This is a genomic window from Amycolatopsis sp. NPDC058986, assembly GCF_042741125.1.
Taxonomy (GTDB): Bacteria; Actinomycetota; Actinomycetes; order Mycobacteriales; family Pseudonocardiaceae; genus Amycolatopsis.
On sequence record NZ_JBHYJW010000095.1, the window covers coordinates 6,743 to 24,177 of the forward strand.

General features: G+C 70.2%; 19 protein-coding genes. 9 read left to right on the forward strand and 10 right to left on the reverse strand.

Annotated features, from left to right (window positions below):
• The first annotated feature begins 104 nt into the window (after positions 1 to 104).
• Positions 105 to 275, forward strand: coding sequence for a hypothetical protein (locus ACFW0G_RS43025; RefSeq protein WP_378331336.1), 171 nt, complete (start codon positions 105 to 107; stop codon positions 273 to 275).
• 2 nt (positions 276 to 277) lie between these two features.
• Here the strand turns inward: ACFW0G_RS43025 and ACFW0G_RS43030 are convergent, their stop codons facing one another.
• A complete protein-coding gene (locus ACFW0G_RS43030; RefSeq protein ID WP_378331337.1) occupies positions 278 to 679 on the reverse strand; it encodes a DUF4232 domain-containing protein in 402 nt (133 codons plus the stop codon).
• Between the two features lie 10 nt (positions 680 to 689).
• On the opposite strand from ACFW0G_RS43030, the gene ACFW0G_RS43035 reads away from it, so the two are divergent.
• Positions 690 to 950 (forward strand): hypothetical protein, encoded by a 261-nt coding sequence (locus ACFW0G_RS43035; RefSeq protein ID WP_378331338.1) that lies wholly within the window; start codon positions 690 to 692, stop codon positions 948 to 950.
• Between the two features lie 76 nt (positions 951 to 1,026).
• Positions 1,027 to 1,710, forward strand: a complete 684-nt coding sequence (gene tenA / locus ACFW0G_RS43040) for a thiaminase II (protein WP_378331339.1) — start codon at positions 1,027 to 1,029, stop codon at positions 1,708 to 1,710.
• On the opposite strand, the gene ACFW0G_RS43045 is transcribed toward tenA, so the two are convergent.
• Complete coding sequence (locus ACFW0G_RS43045; RefSeq protein WP_378331340.1) at positions 1,703 to 2,317, reverse strand: histidine phosphatase family protein; 615 nt, start codon at positions 2,315 to 2,317, stop codon at positions 1,703 to 1,705. The two genes, tenA and ACFW0G_RS43045, sit on opposite strands and share 8 nt — an antisense overlap.
• Complete coding sequence (gene pheA / locus ACFW0G_RS43050; RefSeq protein ID WP_378331341.1) at positions 2,314 to 3,219, reverse strand: prephenate dehydratase; 906 nt, start codon at positions 3,217 to 3,219, stop codon at positions 2,314 to 2,316. The genes ACFW0G_RS43045 and pheA overlap by 4 nt, the downstream gene beginning before the upstream one ends.
• 214 nt (positions 3,220 to 3,433) lie before the next feature.
• On the opposite strand from pheA, the gene ACFW0G_RS43055 reads away from it, so the two are divergent.
• The 3 genes from ACFW0G_RS43055 to ACFW0G_RS43065 all read left to right on the forward strand — a co-directional run bounded on the left by ACFW0G_RS43055 (position 3,434) and on the right by ACFW0G_RS43065 (position 5,689).
• A complete protein-coding gene (locus tag ACFW0G_RS43055; protein ID WP_378331342.1) occupies positions 3,434 to 4,063 on the forward strand; it encodes a macro domain-containing protein in 630 nt (209 codons plus the stop codon).
• A 118-nt stretch (positions 4,064 to 4,181) separates the two neighbouring features.
• Positions 4,182 to 5,114, forward strand: coding sequence for a type I pantothenate kinase (coaA, locus tag ACFW0G_RS43060; RefSeq protein ID WP_378331343.1), 933 nt, complete (start codon positions 4,182 to 4,184; stop codon positions 5,112 to 5,114).
• 404 nt (positions 5,115 to 5,518) lie between these two features.
• Positions 5,519 to 5,689, forward strand: a complete 171-nt coding sequence (locus ACFW0G_RS43065; protein WP_378331344.1) for a hypothetical protein — start codon at positions 5,519 to 5,521, stop codon at positions 5,687 to 5,689.
• Positions 5,690 to 5,838: 149 nt separating this feature from the next.
• On the opposite strand, the gene ACFW0G_RS43070 is transcribed toward ACFW0G_RS43065, so the two are convergent.
• The 4 genes from ACFW0G_RS43070 to ACFW0G_RS43085 all read right to left on the reverse strand — a co-directional run bounded on the left by ACFW0G_RS43070 (position 5,839) and on the right by ACFW0G_RS43085 (position 9,616).
• Positions 5,839 to 6,255 (reverse strand): type II toxin-antitoxin system VapC family toxin, encoded by a 417-nt coding sequence (locus ACFW0G_RS43070; RefSeq protein ID WP_378331345.1) that lies wholly within the window; start codon positions 6,253 to 6,255, stop codon positions 5,839 to 5,841.
• Positions 6,252 to 6,545, reverse strand: coding sequence for a type II toxin-antitoxin system prevent-host-death family antitoxin (locus ACFW0G_RS43075; RefSeq protein WP_378331346.1), 294 nt, complete (start codon positions 6,543 to 6,545; stop codon positions 6,252 to 6,254). The genes ACFW0G_RS43070 and ACFW0G_RS43075 overlap by 4 nt, the downstream gene beginning before the upstream one ends.
• A gap of 115 nt (positions 6,546 to 6,660) precedes the next feature.
• Positions 6,661 to 8,214, reverse strand: coding sequence for a hypothetical protein (locus ACFW0G_RS43080; protein ID WP_378331347.1), 1,554 nt, complete (start codon positions 8,212 to 8,214; stop codon positions 6,661 to 6,663).
• A gap of 61 nt (positions 8,215 to 8,275) precedes the next feature.
• On the reverse strand, positions 8,276 to 9,616 hold the full coding sequence (locus tag ACFW0G_RS43085; protein ID WP_378331348.1) for a hypothetical protein: 1,341 nt from the start codon (positions 9,614 to 9,616) through the stop codon (positions 8,276 to 8,278).
• 125 nt (positions 9,617 to 9,741) lie between these two features.
• Here ACFW0G_RS43085 and ACFW0G_RS43090 point away from each other — a divergent pair, with 125 nt between their 5' ends.
• From ACFW0G_RS43090 to ACFW0G_RS43100, 3 genes are read left to right on the forward strand one after another with little or no spacing between them, the layout of a single operon-like run.
• On the forward strand, positions 9,742 to 10,098 hold the full coding sequence (locus ACFW0G_RS43090; RefSeq protein WP_378331349.1) for a nucleotide pyrophosphohydrolase: 357 nt from the start codon (positions 9,742 to 9,744) through the stop codon (positions 10,096 to 10,098).
• Positions 10,099 to 10,115: 17 nt separating this feature from the next.
• Positions 10,116 to 12,467, forward strand: coding sequence for a helicase-associated domain-containing protein (locus ACFW0G_RS43095; RefSeq protein ID WP_378331350.1), 2,352 nt, complete (start codon positions 10,116 to 10,118; stop codon positions 12,465 to 12,467).
• Between the two features lie 9 nt (positions 12,468 to 12,476).
• Positions 12,477 to 13,103: a response regulator gene (locus tag ACFW0G_RS43100; protein WP_378331351.1), complete on the forward strand. Its 627-nt coding sequence runs from the start codon at positions 12,477 to 12,479 to the stop codon at positions 13,101 to 13,103.
• 37 nt (positions 13,104 to 13,140) lie between these two features.
• Here the strand turns inward: ACFW0G_RS43100 and ACFW0G_RS43105 are convergent, their stop codons facing one another.
• The 3 genes from ACFW0G_RS43105 to cydC all read right to left on the reverse strand — a co-directional run.
• Positions 13,141 to 14,418 carry a haloacid dehalogenase-like hydrolase gene (locus ACFW0G_RS43105; RefSeq protein WP_378331352.1) on the reverse strand — a complete coding sequence of 426 codons (1,278 nt, stop codon included), beginning with the start codon at positions 14,416 to 14,418 and terminating at the stop codon, positions 13,141 to 13,143.
• A gap of 249 nt (positions 14,419 to 14,667) precedes the next feature.
• Positions 14,668 to 15,810 carry a GAF domain-containing protein gene (locus ACFW0G_RS43110; protein ID WP_378331353.1) on the reverse strand — a complete coding sequence of 381 codons (1,143 nt, stop codon included), beginning with the start codon at positions 15,808 to 15,810 and terminating at the stop codon, positions 14,668 to 14,670.
• A gap of 14 nt (positions 15,811 to 15,824) precedes the next feature.
• Positions 15,825 to 17,435 (reverse strand): thiol reductant ABC exporter subunit CydC (cydC, locus tag ACFW0G_RS43115; RefSeq protein ID WP_378331354.1); only part of this gene is annotated, 1,611 nt, incomplete at its 5' end.

Here is a 17,435-nt window from a genome sequence, read left to right on the forward strand (position 1 = left end):
GGTGGGGTGGGTGTGTTTTTTTTAATACCCCACCCTTCCCCCCCCCCCCCGGGGGGGCCCCCGCCCGCCCCCCCACGTCCCTGTCCGCCGGACAGCTGCACCGGATGACCGCCGCGCGCGAGCTGTCGGCGGCCGCCGCCGAGGTCGACCCGGCATACCAGTCGCTCGCCGACCACATCGACGGCGTCAGCCGGATGGTGTTCAGCCTGCACTTCAACGACCTCTCCGGTCAGCGTCACCTCGTGCAGGCCGAGCAGCTGTGCGCCCGGCTCTGACCTCAGCCCTTGTGGACCGCCTTCACGGTCAGCTGGTTGCCGGGGATCTTCTCCCCGGTGCAGCCGGTGCCCGGTGACGGCACGAAGTTCGAGGCGGTCTCCCCCGGCAGGTAGACCCGCACGCCGGTGACCTCGGTGGGCTTGCAGACGGCTTCGTCGTAGTTGCGGACCTGAACGAACCCGACGTCCGCGGTCGCGCTCTGCCCCTTGGCCAGCGTGACCAGCCCGCCGGCGCCGCCGTCGCGGGCGGCGGCCGGGCCGACCTGGTGGCCGTCGGCGCCCGCCACGTAGGAGACGCCGGGGAAGCCCTGGATCGTGCACTGGTGACCGCTGGTGTTGGTGATCACCAGCGGGCGATACGCCGTGCCCGCGGCGGCGTCACCCTGGCCGAGGGACACCTTCACGTCCCCCGCCTTGCAGTGCCCCTCGGCCACCGGCTGCGCCGGGCTGGAGGACGGCTGGGACGTCTCGGGGCTCGAACTGGAGGAAGCCGTCGGCGCCGACGAGGTCGAAGACGACGGGGAGCTGGGCGCGCTGGAGGTGTTCGACGCCGGTGCCGCCCCTTGGCCGCAGGCGGAGAGAAGCAGAAGAACGCCTGCCACGCCGGTGGTGATCGCGCCGACCCGGGTGATCTTGCTGCGTACCATGGTCAATCGCCTCCCCTGTGCTGGGTGACTTCTGTTGTGAAGACGTGCGGCCTCGGCGCGGGGTTGCGCCCATGGTTACTTTCCACCCGGGGACAGGGGTAAACGTGACGGGATTTTCTGACCAAGCGTGGCAGCACACGGCGAACTTACAACAAGCGATCCTGGCTCACCCGTTCAACGAGGAGCTGGCCGCGGGCACGCTGGCGAGAGACCGGTTCCAGTTCTATCTCGCGCAGGACGCGCGGTACCTGATCGGGTTCGGCCGCGCGCTGGCCGTCGCGGCGGCGCGGGCACCGGAACCGGACGACGTCGCGTTCTTCGCGGGCGCGGCGCGGGAGGCCGTGGTCGTCGAGCGGGCGTTGCACGAGGGGTACTTCGAGCGGTTCGGCCTCGGCGAGGCCGATCTCGCGGCGATCGAGACCTCGCCGACCTGCCTCGCCTACACGTCGTTCCTGCTGGCCACGGCCCAGTCGGACGGTTACCCGGAGCTGCTGGCGGCGTTGCTGCCGTGCTTCTGGATCTACCAGCACGTCGGCTCGGACATCCTGCGGCGCCTGCCGGACGGGGCGGACAATCCGTACCGCGCGTGGATCGACACCTACGCCGACGAGGATTTCGAGGCGGCGGTACGCACCTGCCGCGACGCGGTGGATCGCGCGGCGGCCTCGGCCGACGAAGCGACCCGTGCCCGCATGCTCGCCGCGTTCACCCGCGCGTGTGAGTACGAATGGCTGTTCTGGGACAGCGCTTACCGGCAGGAGCCATGGCCCACCGCCGCGTTCAGATGACGGTGTCCACCCACGTCCGGCAGCGCCAGCCGTCCGGCACGGCTTCGAGTTCGACGATGCCGGTGTTGGGGATGAGCGCGCTGTTCGCGATGTCGGGCCGGACGTTCGAGGCGAGCCATTCGGCGCAGACCCGGATCGCGCCACCGTGACTGACCAGGACGACGGTGCCGTCCGGATCGGTCCGCTCGTGTGCCGACCGCAACGCCGCGACCGCGCCGAGGAACCGGGTGCGGACCTGTTCGCCGGTTTCCCCGCCGGGAATCGCGACGGCTACGTCGCCTTGGAGCCACTGGCCGACGGTCTTCAGGTAGATGCTGATCGACTCCTGGTCGTTGCGGTTCTCCAGGTCCCCCGCGTCGATCTCCTTGACGCCCTCGATGACCTTGACGTCGAGACCGAGCGCGGCGGCGAGCGGCGCGGCCGTCTGCTGCGCGCGAACGGCCTGCGACGCGTAGATCGCGACGATCGGCTCACCGTCCAGCTGGGTGATGAGGTTCCGCGCCTGCTCCGCGCCGAGTTCGGTGAGCGGCGGACCGGGCAACGCCGTGTCGAGCGCACCGCGCACGTTGCCCTCGGTCTGACCGTGACGGACGAGCAGCAGCTTCACGCGAGATCTCCCTTCAGGACGGCGTCGACCCAGGCCGTCGCTTCGACGAAGCTGTCGTTGTCGGCGCCGGGCTCGATCGTCGACCGGATGCCGTCGGCGCGCGGGTACGAACCGAGGAAGCGCAGGTGGCAGCGGCGGCGCAGGGCGGCGAGCGCGTCGATGATCCGCGGTTCGGCGATGTGCCCCTCGAAGTCGATGAAGAACCGGTACTCGCCGAAGTTGTTGCGGGTGGGGCGGGCGTCGAGCCGGGTGAGGTTGATCCCCCGCGTGGCCAGCTCGGTGAGCAGCTCGGCGAGGGTGCCGGTCCGGTTCACCGCCGCGGCCACGATCGAGGTGCGGTCGAAGCCGGTGGGCGGCGGCAGTTCGCCCGGCTTGCGGACCAGCAGGAACCGGGTCCGGGCGTCCGAGACGTCGGCGACACCGGTGGCGAGGACTTCGAGCGGATAGTGCTCGACGGCGACCGGGGCGGTCACGGCGGCGTCGAAGTCGCCCGCGTGCACGCCGACCGCGGCGGCCGCCGTCGACGAGGACGCGACCGGCTTCGCGCCGGGCAGGTTCACCTCCAGCCAGTCCCTGACCTGCGCGAGCGCGTGCGGATGGCTGGCCACGGTCCGGATCTCCGTGGTGCCCGGCCGTTTCAGCACGCTGAAATGCACGGGGAGAATCGCCTCGGCGACGGCGACCAGCGGATCGGCGTCGCTCAGGCCGTCGAGGGTCGCGGTGACCGCGCCCTCCACCGAGTTCTCAACCGGGACGCAGGCAGCGTCGGCCTCGCCCTCGCGGACCGCGGTGAGCGCCAGCCGGATGGTTTCCGCCGGAACGAGTTCTTCGCCGGCGGCGAGCACCCGCGCGGCCTGTTCGGTGAACGTGCCCTGGGGGCCGAAATACGCGATCCTTGCCACGCCGCCAGGCTACGCAGTCGGCGAAAGGGCTTCGCGTCTGAGGCGCGATGAACTCACCCTCACGCAGCCGATCGGGTGCGGGTGTCCCGTAAACACCACCACGACGACCTGTCACCGCGATTTTTCCCGCCGGCCACCGTAGTGGCCACTTTCACTCGGACAGCCGGTATGCAAACCGGTTACGCCGGGTGGCATTTTTTGCCATGCTAGGCGGGTGACCGCCGACTCAGGCACACACACCGGCCGCGAGGGCATCGGTCCTCCGGTTGCCTCACGCACCCCGGAGCTGGTGCTGTGCGCCGTCGATGAACCCCTCGCCACCGCCTGGACCGCCACCGCGGAAGCCGTCGACGGCACCGTACGGGTACACCGCGGCTCGGTGCTCGACGTTCTCGCCCAGGCCGTGGTCAGCCCCGCGAACTCGTACGGCTGGATGCGCGGCGGGATCGACGCCGTCTACGCCAGGGCGTTCCCCGGGGTCGAGCAGAGCGTCCGCAGCGCGGTGCTGGCCTTCCACGGCGGGGAACTGCCGATCGGCGAGGCCGTCGTCGTCCCCACCGGTGAAGCCGCCCCGGCGTGGCTCATCAGCGCGCCGACGATGCGGGAACCCGGCGAGCACCTCCCCGCCGACACCGTGCATCCCTACCTCGCCGCGCGAGCGGTGTTCCAGCAGTGGCGGGACGGCCGGGTCGACCAGGGCAGGCTGTGTGATCTCGTGGACACGATCGCGATGCCCGGCCTCGGCACGGGTGTCGGCGGCGTGGAGCCTGCCACCTGCGCACGGCAGGTCGCGGCGGCCTGGGAAGAGGTTTTCGGCACCCGGCGTGTTCCCTCGGCACGCTGACCACACTTTCCGCTCCCCTGGGGCGTGCACCACATCACAGCGCGTTCACGCGCGGTAAGCCCTACCGTTGGTAACGCGTTATTTCGGCGCCAGCGCAGGCGACGGCCGAGGAGTGTGCATGTCACGGGTCCGCGAGCTCAGCCCCTACGTGGAGCTTCACCGGGAACAGTGGCGCGAGCTGCGGAGCTCGACCCCGTTGCCGTTGACCGCCGACGAGCTCGTCAAGCTGCGCGGTCTCGGCGAGCAGGTCGACCTCGCCGAGGTCGCCGAGGTGTATCTGCCGCTTTCCCGGCTGATCAACCTCCAGGTCGCCGCCCGGCAGCGGCTGTACGAGGCGACCACGACGTTCCTCGGCGAAGACTGCCGCGGCACCAAGGTCCCCTACGTGATCGGGATCGCCGGGAGCGTCGCCGTCGGCAAGTCGACGACGGCCCGGATCCTGCGCACCCTGCTCGCCCGCTGGCCGGATCACCCCCGCGTCGACCTCGTCACCACCGACGGCTTCCTCTACCCCCGCGCCGAACTCATGCGCCGCGGGATCATGCACCGCAAGGGTTTCCCGGAAAGCTACGACCGGCGTGCCCTGCTGCGCTTCGTCACCGAGGTCAAATCCGGCGCCGAACGGGTCAGCGCCCCGGTGTACTCCCACCTCGCCTACGACATCCTTCCCGACCGCGAGCACGTCGTTCAGCGGCCGGACATCCTCATCCTCGAAGGCCTGAACGTCCTGCAGCCCGGCCCCCGGCTCACCGTCTCCGACCTCTTCGACTTCTCGATCTACGTCGACGCGCACACCGACGACATCGAACACTGGTACGTCGAACGGTTCCTCAAACTGCGCCACACCGCGTTCGCCGACCCGGCCTCGCACTTCCACCACTTCGCCGGCCTTCCCGACGACGAGGCCCGCGCCGAAGCCCGCCACCTCTGGCACACCATCAACGAGCCCAACCTGATGGAGAACATCAAGCCCACCCGGCCCCGCGCGACCCTGGTCCTCCGCAAGGACGCCGACCACACCATCAACCGCGTCCGCCTCCGCAAGCTCTGAACCGCGGGGGTGAGGGGCCCGCCCCCTCCCCCGCCCCACCCTCCCCTTTCTGGCCGGTTCGCCTCTCCGGCGGGCCCGGTCGGGGCCCATCCGGCGGACACCGCCGGGAGCGCTCGGAGGCCGCGGGGCGGCGAGGACACGTCGCCGCTGTCCGGCTGCCCGCACGCGGCGGCCCGATTACCCCGGTGACCGGCGTGGTTCACCCGGCTGCACGAGTGTTCGCACTGTGGGCGAACACCCGGGCACCATCCGTCGTCCATTCCGCGCGTTCCGGCGTTTTCCTCGGCCGATCGGCCGAGGAAGCCACCCTGACCTGTAACCGGTTGGCCGATACCGGCATGTCGACGTTGCAGCGACTCTGAAAGGGAGCAGAAAACGACCCTGAGCTGGGAGGGAGGCCGACGATGTTCTCGATCATCGTGACCTGGGTCGGCGCGGTTCTGGGATTGACCCTGCTGGTCGCCATGGCGGCCGGTGCCTTCGTCGTCGATGTCGACGACGCGCTCCGCGACCGGCACCGGAAGACGTCCGACGTCAGCGAGGGCACCGGCCCCAGCGCGGCCCCGCTGGCCTAGCCGCCTGCCTAGCTGCTGACCCGGCCGCTGACGCAAGCCGCCGACCTGAACCGCTCACCGAGCACCCTGCCGCCGCGGCGTCCGAAACCCGGCCGAAGCCGGGAACGAACCCGCCTCACCATCGATCCCTTGCCCCGTCTCGCGTTCCGTCAACTGAACGGGTTGAGCACCCGCGCCCCGGTTCCCGCCACGTCCGCCACATTGCGGGTCACGAGCGTCAGCCCGTGGACCCGGGCGGTCGCCGCGAGCAGCCCGTCGATCGCCGGGACCCGGCGCGGCGCGGACTGGCGCCCCCACTCCGTCGCGATCTCCGCCGTGACGGAGAGGATCCGATCAGCGAACTGCCTGCCGAGCCCGTCCAGCCACGTGCTCAGCGCGTCGGCCCGCTCCCGATCCGTGCCCTCTCGTTGCCGCAGCTTGTGAATCCCCCTTTCGATCTCGCCGATCGTCAGCACGCTCAGGTAGAGCCCGCTCGACGACACACTTCCCCACCACCGGGCGAACCCCGGATTCCACGTTCGGCGCCGGGCCTCGGACACGATGTTCGTGTCGAGGAGAAAGCTCACTCACCCACCCCCAGCGACACCTCTCGCGGCAGTTCTTCCGCCCGTTCCGCCGCCACTTCTTCCAGCACGTCCGCCAGTGCCTCCCCCGCCTCCGTGTGGTGAGGTGCCAGTGCGACCTTGAAGTCCACGCCGCCTTCGGTTCCGGTGAGTTCCCGGAAGAACTTGATGTCGATCACCACGGCCACCTCCTCCCCATGCCTGGTGACGAACTGAGGACTCTCCTCAGCTCTGCGCAACAGTTCACTCAGCCGTTGTTTCGCGTCCTGAACCTGCCACGTCTCATCCTTCATCTAGACAGACTAGACAGGATTGGGGAAGAGGTGCAAGAAAGGGCCGGTCTCCGCGTCCCCGGAGTCCGGCCCTTTTCTAGGAAAAGCCCTGTTCAGCGCCTTGCGGGCAGCCAGGCTAGTTCACCTGATCGAGTGCTTTGCGGTAGCCGTCGACGTCGTAGTCCAACCGATCCGGCCCGGTCTCCCGCAGCTGCCCCTCCAGCACGCCCACCAGCTGGTCGAGGATCTCGTCGCGTTCGAGACCGTTCTCCCGCAGCCTGCTCGCGGCCTCCCAGGCCTCTGGCGGCTCGTTGTCCCACAGCTGGTCGACGAGCGCGGTCTTGAGTTCGAGGCGCATCCGGGGCGCACCGTCGAAGGTGTCCGAGGCCAGCGATTCGTGGTACTCGGGGTGTTCCCCGATCACCAGCAGCCGCCGCTGCTCCGGATCGGTGGGCTCAAGGTCGACCTCTTCGTCGCCGATCACCGTCGACAGCGAGGGAATCGCGAACATCCGCCGATCGAGCGCCTCGGCCAGCTCGGTCGGGTCGTCCAGCTCCTCGGAACCGTCGAGGTAGGCGTCGAGCGCCGAGTCGTCGGTCGCGTATTCGTCGAGGTATTCCGTCACCGCGTCGACCAGCGCCGCCACCGCGGATTCACCGAGCCCGGCCCGCCCGGCGGCCCACGCGGTCCACGCCAGCAGCACCGGTGCGACCGCGTCCTGGTGTTCCGCGTCGAGGTCGAATTCGCCGTCCAGCAAGGCTTCCAGGAACCGCGCGATCTTCTCCGGGCCGACCCGCAACGGCGCCGACGGCTCGGTCTCACAGCCGTGGTCGACCAGCAACCGGGCCAGCCCCCGCGCGGCGTCGGTGTCGTCGATCCCGCTCTGCGCGACGAAATCCTCGACGACGGCCTCGCGCGTCGCCTCGTCCCACTCGGCCGGCTCCGGCGACGGCGCGGGATCGGGCAGCGCCCGGCACCAGGTCAGCGCGATGGCATGGAATCGGGCGTAGTCCTCGCTGACGTCCGGTTCCTCCAGCACGTCGGTCGCGGCGAGGCCGTCCGCGAGCAGCCGATGCGCCTCGGCGGGTTCGACCGGGGAAAGCACGACGAGATCGGACTCCGCCGCGGCCTGCTCGCGCATCTCCGCCAGTACTTCCTGGGGTTCGTCGATGACCACGAGATCACGGACCCGGCCGCCGTCGGTGAAATCGAGCAGCGCCAGCAGGCCGTGTGCCCGCTCCCCGTGCGAGAACACGCACAGCAGCGACGATTCGTCGCCGTAGACGTCACCGGTGCGCCAGCATTCGCCGACCTTCACCTCGCCCACCGCGGCCGCCCATTCCGGCTCCGGGATGCCCCGGCCCAGCACGACCGCGAGGGCCTCGGCCGCCGCGTCGCGCTCTTCCTGCGTCTCCGCCACGACCCGCAACGCCGCCAGCAGCGCCGCCGCGCCCGGGGTGATCTTGCGCTGGGCGAACGCGATCAGCTCGAGCCCGAGCGGTTCCTGGTCCTCCTCCAGCGGCAGGTCCCACCACTGGCCGAGCACCTCCGACGTGAGCAGTTCGACGTCGAACACGCCGGGGTCGGCGCCGAGCGCCGAGAAGTCCCGGAGGACGTCCTTGAACACACCGTTCACGCTGGGCGCTGTGGGCTGGGAAGCAATCTTGCGGGCACGACTCACCGGGCTCATGGCGCACATGTTTGCACCGCCCCGCGCGGGCGCCGCTCCCGGGCGCCGTTCGGCGCGCGTTTCAGCTCGTCACGGGCTGTGGTGCGCGCGATTTCGGTAAGGCGATGCGTGCGGCTCTGACCTCCGCGATCAACCGCGTCTTACGCCGATGCGTGTCCACGAGCCCGCCGAGATACTCAGTGAACTCGTCGGTGCTGCCCGCGCGCCGGTGCAACGTACGCAGCTTCCGCAACTGTCGGGCGGCTTCGCGGTAGGACTGCGGGTCCTTGCGTTCGATCAGGTCCTCGATCCGGCCGCGATACACCGGGATCGCGTCCGCCGGATACTCGGCCGCGCGCAGTTCGGCCAGTTCGGCACGGAGTTCGAGCGACGCGCCGAAGCGGACACAGGCACGCCAGGCGTCGTCGAAGCGTTCCTCGGCCAGCAGGACATGCGTGAGTTCGTCCGCTCCCTGCTGCCCTTCACGGGCAAGCTCGCGAAGGCGGGACATCGCGGCCCGGTGGTGCGCCGACCACCGTCCGGCCGCCACCGCGGCGGCCTGCAGCGCGGCATAGGTGCGCCGGTCCGGTTCGGCGTCGAACTCCTTGCGGCGCAAGGAAACCGTCTCGTCCTCCGGCTCGGGTTCCGGTTCGGGTTCCGGTTCGGGCTTGTCGAGAGTGAGGGCACGGGCGGCGTGCGCGATCGCCTCGCTGTGCCTGCCCGCCGCACGCAGCACCCGCACGATCTTGAGGCTGACGTCGACCCTCGGCGGTTTCGCGGACAACAGCGCGACCAGCCCGTCGACGTCGCCGAGCACCTCGGCGAGTTCCTCCTGCAACCGTTCGGCGATCTCCCGGCGCGGCCCGGTGCCACCTTCGGCCAGCACAGCGTCCACAGTGGACTTTATCCGGCGAAGTCCCTTCTCCCCCAACGCGGACGCGAAGTCGGCGAGTTCGATCACCGGCCAGCCGGGACCGTCGAACTCGACCTCGAGAATCCATTCGGCGAGCCGCTCGGGATCCGGTGGCCGGGCGGCACACGCCCGCGCGTACAGGTCGACCGCGCGCTCGAGCCGGTCGGCCAGCTCACCGGAATGATCGCCCGACTGCTCCACGGTTTCGCTGATGTCGTCCACCGTGCGGCGGGCCAGCGGTGCGAGATCGGCGCTGCTCCCGGCGTCGAGAAGGCGCTGCAAAGTATCGAGCACCGCGCCGATCTTGGCGCCGTAGTCGACGTTGCCACCGCCGACCGCGGTGTCGAGCAGCCGGTGCGCCTCGGCGACGTCACCTCCCTGAGTGGCGGCCCGCAGTTCGAGTGACTGACGTAACTCAGGGTCACGGGCGGCCTGTCCGCAGATCAGCTCGACCAGCGTCTCCGCGTCCAAGGTGCGCAGGTAGACGCGTAGATCCGCCGGGGAGTTCACGCGCATCAGTCTGCCTTACCTGATTGCTCACGGGTGTGCGCCAACCGCGTACTCTTCTTGGAGTAATACGGATACGCCGGGTGACCGGTTCACGAGGTACGCGCACCGGGTGATAAGCAGGTTCGGTGACCCTCGACGACCTCACCCAGCGGTTGCGCGACTTCGCCGCGGCACGCGCCTGGGAGCCCTTCCACACCCCGAAGAACCTGGCCATGGCGCTGTCCGGCGAAGTGGGCGAACTGATCTCGCTCTTCCAGTGGCTCACACCCGAGGAGGCGGCCGCCTGGCGCTCGGATCCGGAGCTGGAAGCGAACGTCCTCGACGAGATCGCGGACGTCACGCTCTACCTGGTCCAGCTCGCCAACAGCCTCGGCGTCGACCTCCTCGCCGCCGCGAACGCCAAGATCGACCGCAACGAGATCCGGTTCCCACCACCGAAGACGGCCGGTCCGGCGACGCCGTCGTCCGATCCGTCGCGGTGACCGGCTAGCCTCGGATGATGCATCAGAGCAGCACCGAAGGGCTGCTCGGCTGGCTCGCGAGGCTGGACGAGAAGCAACTGGCGACCGTCTTGCAGCACAGGGCGGACACCCTGCTACCGCCATGGCCACGCAGGCTCGACGTGCTGGCCGCGCGGCTGTCGTCGAACACGTCGATGTCGGCGGCCATCGAGCCGCTTCCCGCGCCGTACATCCAAGCCCTGCACGCGGTCCAGCTCTGTTTCGCGCTCGGGCAGGACCCGGCGCCCATCGACGAGATCGCCCGGTGGCTCGGCGCGAAGACGGCGACCGTTGAGTCCATTGTGGACAGAATGCAGGACAGGGCACTCGCGTGGCGCGAGGACGAAGGGGTGGCACTCCCCGAGGTGCTGCACGCCGACGCCTACCAGCAGTACGGCCTCGGCCGCTCCATGGCGGACATGCTCTCGGCGTTGGGCATCCCGGAACTCAGGCAGCTCAGCGGCACGCTGGGTCTCCCGGCGAAAGGGCCGAAACGGGAACTCCAGGAAAACCTCGTCGCGTTCTACCGTGACGGCGACAAGGTCAGGGAGCTGGTCGCCACCGCACCCGCGGGGACGCGGGCCGCGCTCGTCGAGATGGCCGCGGACGGCCCGGACGTGGAGAATCTGCACGTCGAAGCCCTGTCCGAGGCCTCACCATTGGCCTGGGCGTTCGCGCGGGCGCTGCTGTTCAGCACCTACTACGGCACGGGCTACCTGGCCCTCGAGGTTTCACTCGCGCTGCGCGGCCCGGACTACCACCTGCCGTTCACACCGGAACCGCCCGAACTCCCCACCGCCACGGTCGGCGCCGAACACGCCGAAGCGCTCGCGTCGGCGGCCACGCTGCGGCTGCTCGACCGGGCCACCGCGATCCTCGACACGGCCGCCGCGGAGCCGCTTCCCCTGCTCAAGGACGGCAACGTCGGTGCACGGCTGACCAAGAAACTCGCCAAGGACTTCGGCGCGTCCGTCCCGGAGATCGAGCTGGCGCTGGAGCTGCTCCTCGACACGCAGTTGCTCGTCGCCGTGGAAACCGGCCCGGCGCCGTCCGGCCGCGGCCGCAAGGCCCCGCCCCGGCCGCTCGGGCTGACCCCGAACGACGAGATCGTCCGGCCGGGACAGGCCGAACTCGCGCTCCTGCTGCTCACCGCATGGTGGACCCCCTCCTCGCCCGAGTACGACCACGACCTCCTCGGCGCGGCGGCGGCCTACCACCAGCTGATCGTGCGGTTGCTCGCCGAACTCGAACCCGGCACCGCGGTCACCGACCAGGCCGCGTTCGTCCGGATGGCCGCCTGGCGGGCGCCGATGCTGGAGGAAACCGAGCTGGCGGAGAACCTTCCGGTGGCGTTGGCGGAAGGCGAGTTGCTCGGCGTCGTCGCCTCGGGCGCGCTGACCACGATCGGGCGAGCGCTCGAGCACCTCGAAACCGACGAACAGCCGCTGCGGGACGCCGTCGGGGAGCTGGTGTCCCGCGCTCGCACGACCGCGTTGTTCGGCACCGATCTGACCGCGATCGTGCCGGGCTCGCCCGACACCCGGCTCACCGCCCTGCTCGACCGCGTCGCCGACCGGGAGTCGCAGGGCACCGCGACCAGCTGGCGCTTCAGCCCGGCGACCGTCCGGCGCGCGTTCGACCAGGGCTCGACGGCCGAGACGCTGCTCGAAGAGCTGCGTTCGATCGCGCAGGGCGAGCTTCCGCAGCCGCTGGTCTACCTCGTCAACGACGTCGCGAGGCGGCACGGCGAGGCCCGCGTGATGAACGTCGCGAGCGTCGTGGTCGGCGAGGACCCGGCGACCCTCGCCGAGATCGCCGCACATCGGAAGCTCGCGAAACTGGGCCTGCGCGTGATCGCCCCCACCGTGCTCACGTCCACAGTGGACGCCGCGGGCACGCTGGCCGCACTGCGTGACGCGGGCTACGCGCCCACTCACCACGAGGCCGACGGCAGCATCATTCTCCCCGGCACCGCACCACAACCGGCACCGGCCGCCGCTGTCCCGGAGCCGGAAAGGCCCTACGCCGCTCCGCCGCCCGAGGACCCGGTCCGCCACGCGAGCCGGCTGCTGGCCGCCCCGCTTTCGGCGCCGCCGCTGCAACGCGGCCAGCTGGCCAAGGCGTTCAGCGACCGCTATGGCGGTCGTCTCAGCCTTGATCAGCAGCGCGTGTGCTGGCAGCTGGAAGCGGGACAGCCGGTTCCCGTGCACTACCACGAGGAAAACGGCGAAACCTCGACCTTGCTGCTCCTCGCTCCGGAACTGGACGTCGACGTGCTCGACGCATGGTGTGTCCATGAGAACAAGTACCGCCGCCTCGCGCTGGAACGGATCGAACTGGACATGTCGTAGCCTCGGGGTATGCCCATCCAGGTACTGCTCGTCGACGATCACGAACTGGTCCGTCGTGGCCTTCGTGACCTTCTCGGTGACGAGCCCGACATCGAGGTCGTCGCCGAGGCAGGTGGGGTCGACGAAGCACTCGCGGTGGCGATGCACGTCGAGCCCGACGTGGCGGTCGTCGACGTCCGGCTCGGCGACGGTGACGGCATCACGCTCTGCCGTGAGCTCCGCTCCAAGCCGAACGCACCCCAGTGCCTGATGCTCACCGCCTTCGACGACGAGGAGGCCATGGTCGGCGCGATCATGGCCGGCGCCTCCGGGTACCTGCTCAAACAGGTCCGCGGCCAGGACGTCGTCAACGCCGTGCGCGAGGTCGCGGCCGGCCGGTCGCTGCTGGACCCGGTCACGACCGCCCGTGTCCTCGACAAGCTCCGGCACCCGCCGACGGACGATCTCGACACACTCACCGATCGCGAACGAGACGTCCTCGAACTGATCGGCCAGGGACTTTCGAACCGCGAGATCGCGGAACGCCTCTTCCTGGCCGAAAAGACCGTGAAGAACTACGTCACGTCCGTGCTGGCGAAGCTCGGCATGCAACGCCGCACCCAGGCCGCCGCGTGGATCGCGCGGCGGGACAAGTAACCCCTTTGTCCACTATGGACGGAGAGTGCGTCTCCGCTCAGCCGTGCACGGTGTCGCGCTGGTCCGGGATGACGCTGCCGTCGTCCCGCAGCACCGGGCCCTTGGTGCCGTCGGCGTTTTCGTACGCCGTGGTCGAACACGGGTAGCCGCGGTTCAGTTCCGGAAGCGGCTGGATGAACATCGGGTTCACCGCCCACCGGCCGTCGGCGTTGTCGTAGGCACGGCACATCAGCTCGTCCTTGTTGCGGTTGAGCGCGATCCGGACGCCGGTCGCGTCGCGCAACATCGACACGTCGGTCGTCGCGTCGCCGCCCGCCACGGCCTGCCGGATCGACGCGGGCGCCTGGTCGAGCTGCGCGGCGCCCTGGACGCCGAGGATCTTCTTGTTGATGAAGCAGCGTTTCCCGTCGATGTAGGTGATGATCCCGTCCGCGCCGTCCGGGATGCCGCCGCAGCCTTCGAGGTGGCCGTTGATCCTGCCGTGAGTGGTCAGCGAGCCGATCCCGATGGTGCGGCTCGGTGGAATCCCGACGCCGGAACTCCACACGTCCGCGGTTTCCTTGGGCGAGGCCGAAACCACCCAGGTGGCGAACCCTGCCCGGTTCAGCGTCGTGATGAGGTCCTTGATCTCCGGGTAGTACCGGACCCACGCGACCTGAGTCGTCGAACCGACCCGCTGCGTCGCGCCGATCGGCGCCCGGAGCGCCTCGTCCCGTGCCTGCCGCGCGATCGCCCGCACCTGGTCGGGCCGGTAGCCGGCGTTGATCTGCGCGACCCAGGCATAGGCGGCCTCCATCTTGCGCCGGTCCGCACCGGCGAAGACGTCCTTGCCCGTGGTGGTCTTGCCGTCCTTGCGCACCGAGAGCAGTTCGTCGGCGCAGGCGACGTTCGTGCTGGTGGGCAACGGCTTTCCGGCCGGAGTCGCGGTTCCGCACGCGGCGCTCAGCGCGTTCGCACCCGCGTCGGTCATGTACCGGCTGGTCGTGCGCCAGTCCCGCGCACGCGGCTGGAGCACCTTGTCGTGCCGGATCATCCAGAACACCGTCTGATCCGAGATGTCGTTCTTGATCACCGTGTTGTCCCAGTCGAACACGGCCAGCGGCGCCGGGCGCTCGCGATGCCCGCCGCATCGGCCGCGCTCGTCGATCACCCGTTGGATCTTCGCGGCGTTGCCGCCGTACCACTGGTCCGCGAGCTGCAGTTTCGGGCAGGACCACCCGGCGGTGTCCGGGTCGGCGGTGGCCGCCGGGGCGAGCGCGGCGGTCAGCGCGGCGACGGCGAAACCCGTGGTCAGGGCGCGGGCGAGCTTCGGCATGCGTTCTCCAGCGTCGTCGGGGGGACGAGGTGATCTTGCCACGAACGGCTGACGCGAGTCTTCCCTTGTCCGGCCTAGTCGCCATCACGCAGTGCCACCTCTTGCGGCTGTTTTTCACTCGTTAGAGAGTCGAATGTATGTTCGACTCTCCGGTACGATCGGCAGCACGGTGTCCGTTGTGGACGCCCCGTGGCGACCACCGTCCAGAAGGGAGGTGACTCGATGACCCGAGAAGGCTGAGCAGCGAACCTAGTCCACCGGCAGATCGAAGGCGACGAGCGTGCCGAGGCTGGGCGAGGAGTTGATGAAGAACTTCCCGCCCGCGGCTTCCGCACGTTCGGAAAGATGGCGCAGGCCACGGGTGGCAACACCCTGGGGAACACCGGAACCGTTGTCACGTACGCGGAGTTTCACGCCCTCCGCGTCGCGTGTGAGGGTCACCCTGGTCGCGCTGGCGCCGGAATGTCTGACCACATTGGACAGTGCCTCGCGCAGAGCGGCGCGGATGTGATCGGCGCGCTCGGCGGGAACATCGGCGAATTCACCGGAAAGCTCGAGCGTCGGCGGGTAACCCAGCAGCTCGCCGGCGATCCGCACCTCACCGCGCGCGGATTCGGCCAGATCGGCCGGTGCGCCGGTGTCGTGCCTCGGCTCCGGTGACCGGAGCGCGCGTACGGTGCCCCGGATCTCCTCGATGGTCTGGTCGAGCTGGTCGATCGCGTCGGACAGCCGTGCGCTGTCGGCCTGGGCGAACCGTTTGCGCATATTGCGCCGGACCCGGTCGAGCTGCATCCCGGCGCCGTACAGCCGCTGCACGATGACGTCGTGCAGTTCGCGGGCTATGCGTTCGCGCTCCTGGTAGAGCGTGACGCGGTGCCGCGCGTTGGCTCCCTCGGCCAACGCGAGCACGACGCCCGCCTGTGCGGCGAAGGCGACCAGCATCTCGACCGTGCCCGGGGAGAACGGGTCACGCCCGTGCCGCCGGTACACGGTGAGCGCGCCCAGCACGCGTCCACCGGAGCCGAACGGCGCGGCCGCGAACGGGCCGAAACCGCGCAGCTCCTCCGGTACGTACGGCGCGGTGCGCGGGTCGACGGTGAAGTCCTCGGTCACCACGGGTTCGCCGCCACGGGCGACCTGCCCCGCGGCCGAGTCGGCCGGCAGGGTCAAGCCGCGAAGCGACTCGTCGGCGCCTCCGTGGTCGTGCATCGCTTCGACGACGACCTGGCCATCGTCGGCGCTGACCATGACCAGCCCGAGGTCGGCCTCGGCGAGTTCGGCGGCCCTGGCCACGACGGTGTCCAGCACCGCACCCGGATCGTCGCCGGACAAAGCGGTGCTGGTGATCTCGGTGGCGGCGGACAGTGCCCGCGCGGCAAGCGTCGGATCCATGAGCAGTACCGACATTAGACCGCCCCGGCTCCGGCAGGTCGACGTGTGGTGACCTGGCCCTCGCGGATTTCGACCACGATGTCGGCCTCGGCCGCTTCGTCCGCGCTGTGGGTCACGTGCACGACGGTCCGGCCGGCGAGGGCGTCGCGCAGCGTCGCGCGCAAGGCCCTGGCGGTCGGTTCGTCGAGATGCGCGGTCGGTTCGTCCAGCAGCACCAGGTCGGCCGACGGTGCGGCGAGCAGCGCGCGGGCGAGGGCGACCCGCTGTGCCTGCCCGCCGGAGAGTCCGGCACCGGCGCTGTCGAGCATCGTGGCGGGATCCAGGTCGCCGAGTTCGGCCTGCGCGAGCACCCGCCTGATGTCGTCGTCCGTGGCGGCGGGGTCGGCAAGGCGGAGGTTCTCGGCGATGGTCGTCGATACGAGCATCGGCTCCTGCGGTGCCCAGGCGACCTTGTCCGGCGCAATCACGTCACCCCGGCTTGGGGTGAGGAAACCGAGCAGGGCCGCGAGAAGCGTCGACTTCCCCGAGCCGCTCGGGCCGACGACGGCGACATAGCCGCCGGGAGCGAGTTCGAAATCGACGTCGCGCAACACGGGCGGGCCACCTGGCCACGCGAGGTCTGCCCTGCGCAGCCCGACGTGCTGCCCGGATCGCGTGGCAGGGCGTTCGCCGGCGGTGGCCGCGAGTTCGTCGATCTCGGCGACGCGAGTCCTGGCCTGGCGCAGCGTGTCCCAGTGCTGCGCCACGGGCGGGAGCAGCCCGAGGACCTCGGCGAGGGCCAGCGGGACGAGGGCGAGCACCGGCGCCAGCACGGCCTCGAGGGTGCCCGCCGCGACGGCTTGCGCGGCCAGACCGGTGCTGACGACCATGGCCGCGCCGCAGGCCAGCGTGATCAGCGCTTCCGCCGCGCCTGTGCCGAAAGCCTGTCGGCGGGCGTCCGCGGCAAGTCGCGCGTCGGTGGCGGCGAGGTCCTCGCGGCGCTGTCGTGCTGTGCCGAAGGCGAGCAGTTCGGCGGCCGATTCGAACAGCACCAGCACCTTCGCGGCCACCGCCCGGCGTCCCTCCGACAGCGCCGACGTCGCCCGCCGTTCAGCCCACAGCGCCAGGAGCGGCGCGAAAGCACCGACGAGCACGGCGACGGCCAGCGTGAGACCGGCGGCGGGCAGCAGCCACGTCTGCACGGCGATCGCACCCGCGGCCACCAGCGCGACGACGATCGGCGGCGAGACGACCCGCGGCAGCAGATCCCGTACGGTGTCGACATCGGCGACCAGGCGGCGTTGTCCTTCCCCGGCATGAAAAGCGCGGGCCGGGCCGAGCCGCGTCAGCGACTCCCACAAACGCACCCGAAGACGTCCGGCGACGCGGAAAGCGGCGTCGTGCGTGACAAGACGTTCGACGTAGCGAAGCACGGCCCGGCCGAGCCCGAACGCACGGACACCGACGACCGCGACCGTCAGCGTCAGGATCGGCGGCCGCAGGGAAGCCGTGGCGATGAGCCAGCCGGACGTCGCGGTCAGCGCGATCCCGCAGAGCAGCGCGAGCGCGCCGAGGACGCCGCCGCCGATGAGCCGCCGGTCGGCGAACAGTCGCTGAAAAACGGGACGGTGGACCGCACCGAGGGC

Excerpts from the sequence above, each read along its gene's own strand:
- coaA (WP_378331343.1), top strand. The coding sequence starts at position 4,182 with ATGTCACGGGTCCGCGAGCTCAGCCCCTACGTGGAGCTTCACCGGGAA.
- ACFW0G_RS43065 (WP_378331344.1), top strand. The coding sequence starts at position 5,519 with ATGTTCTCGATCATCGTGACCTGGGTCGGCGCGGTTCTGGGATTGACC.
- ACFW0G_RS43105 (WP_378331352.1), bottom strand. The coding sequence starts at position 14,418 with ATGCCGAAGCTCGCCCGCGCCCTGACCACGGGTTTCGCCGTCGCCGCG.
- ACFW0G_RS43080 (WP_378331347.1), bottom strand. The coding sequence starts at position 8,214 with ATGAGCCCGGTGAGTCGTGCCCGCAAGATTGCTTCCCAGCCCACAGCG.
- ACFW0G_RS43110 (WP_378331353.1), bottom strand. The coding sequence starts at position 15,810 with ATGGATCCGACGCTTGCCGCGCGGGCACTGTCCGCCGCCACCGAGATC.
- ACFW0G_RS43075 (WP_378331346.1), bottom strand. The coding sequence starts at position 6,545 with ATGAAGGATGAGACGTGGCAGGTTCAGGACGCGAAACAACGGCTGAGT.
- ACFW0G_RS43100 (WP_378331351.1), top strand. The coding sequence starts at position 12,477 with ATGCCCATCCAGGTACTGCTCGTCGACGATCACGAACTGGTCCGTCGT.
- ACFW0G_RS43025 (WP_378331336.1), top strand. The coding sequence starts at position 105 with ATGACCGCCGCGCGCGAGCTGTCGGCGGCCGCCGCCGAGGTCGACCCG.
- ACFW0G_RS43095 (WP_378331350.1), top strand. The coding sequence starts at position 10,116 with ATGCATCAGAGCAGCACCGAAGGGCTGCTCGGCTGGCTCGCGAGGCTG.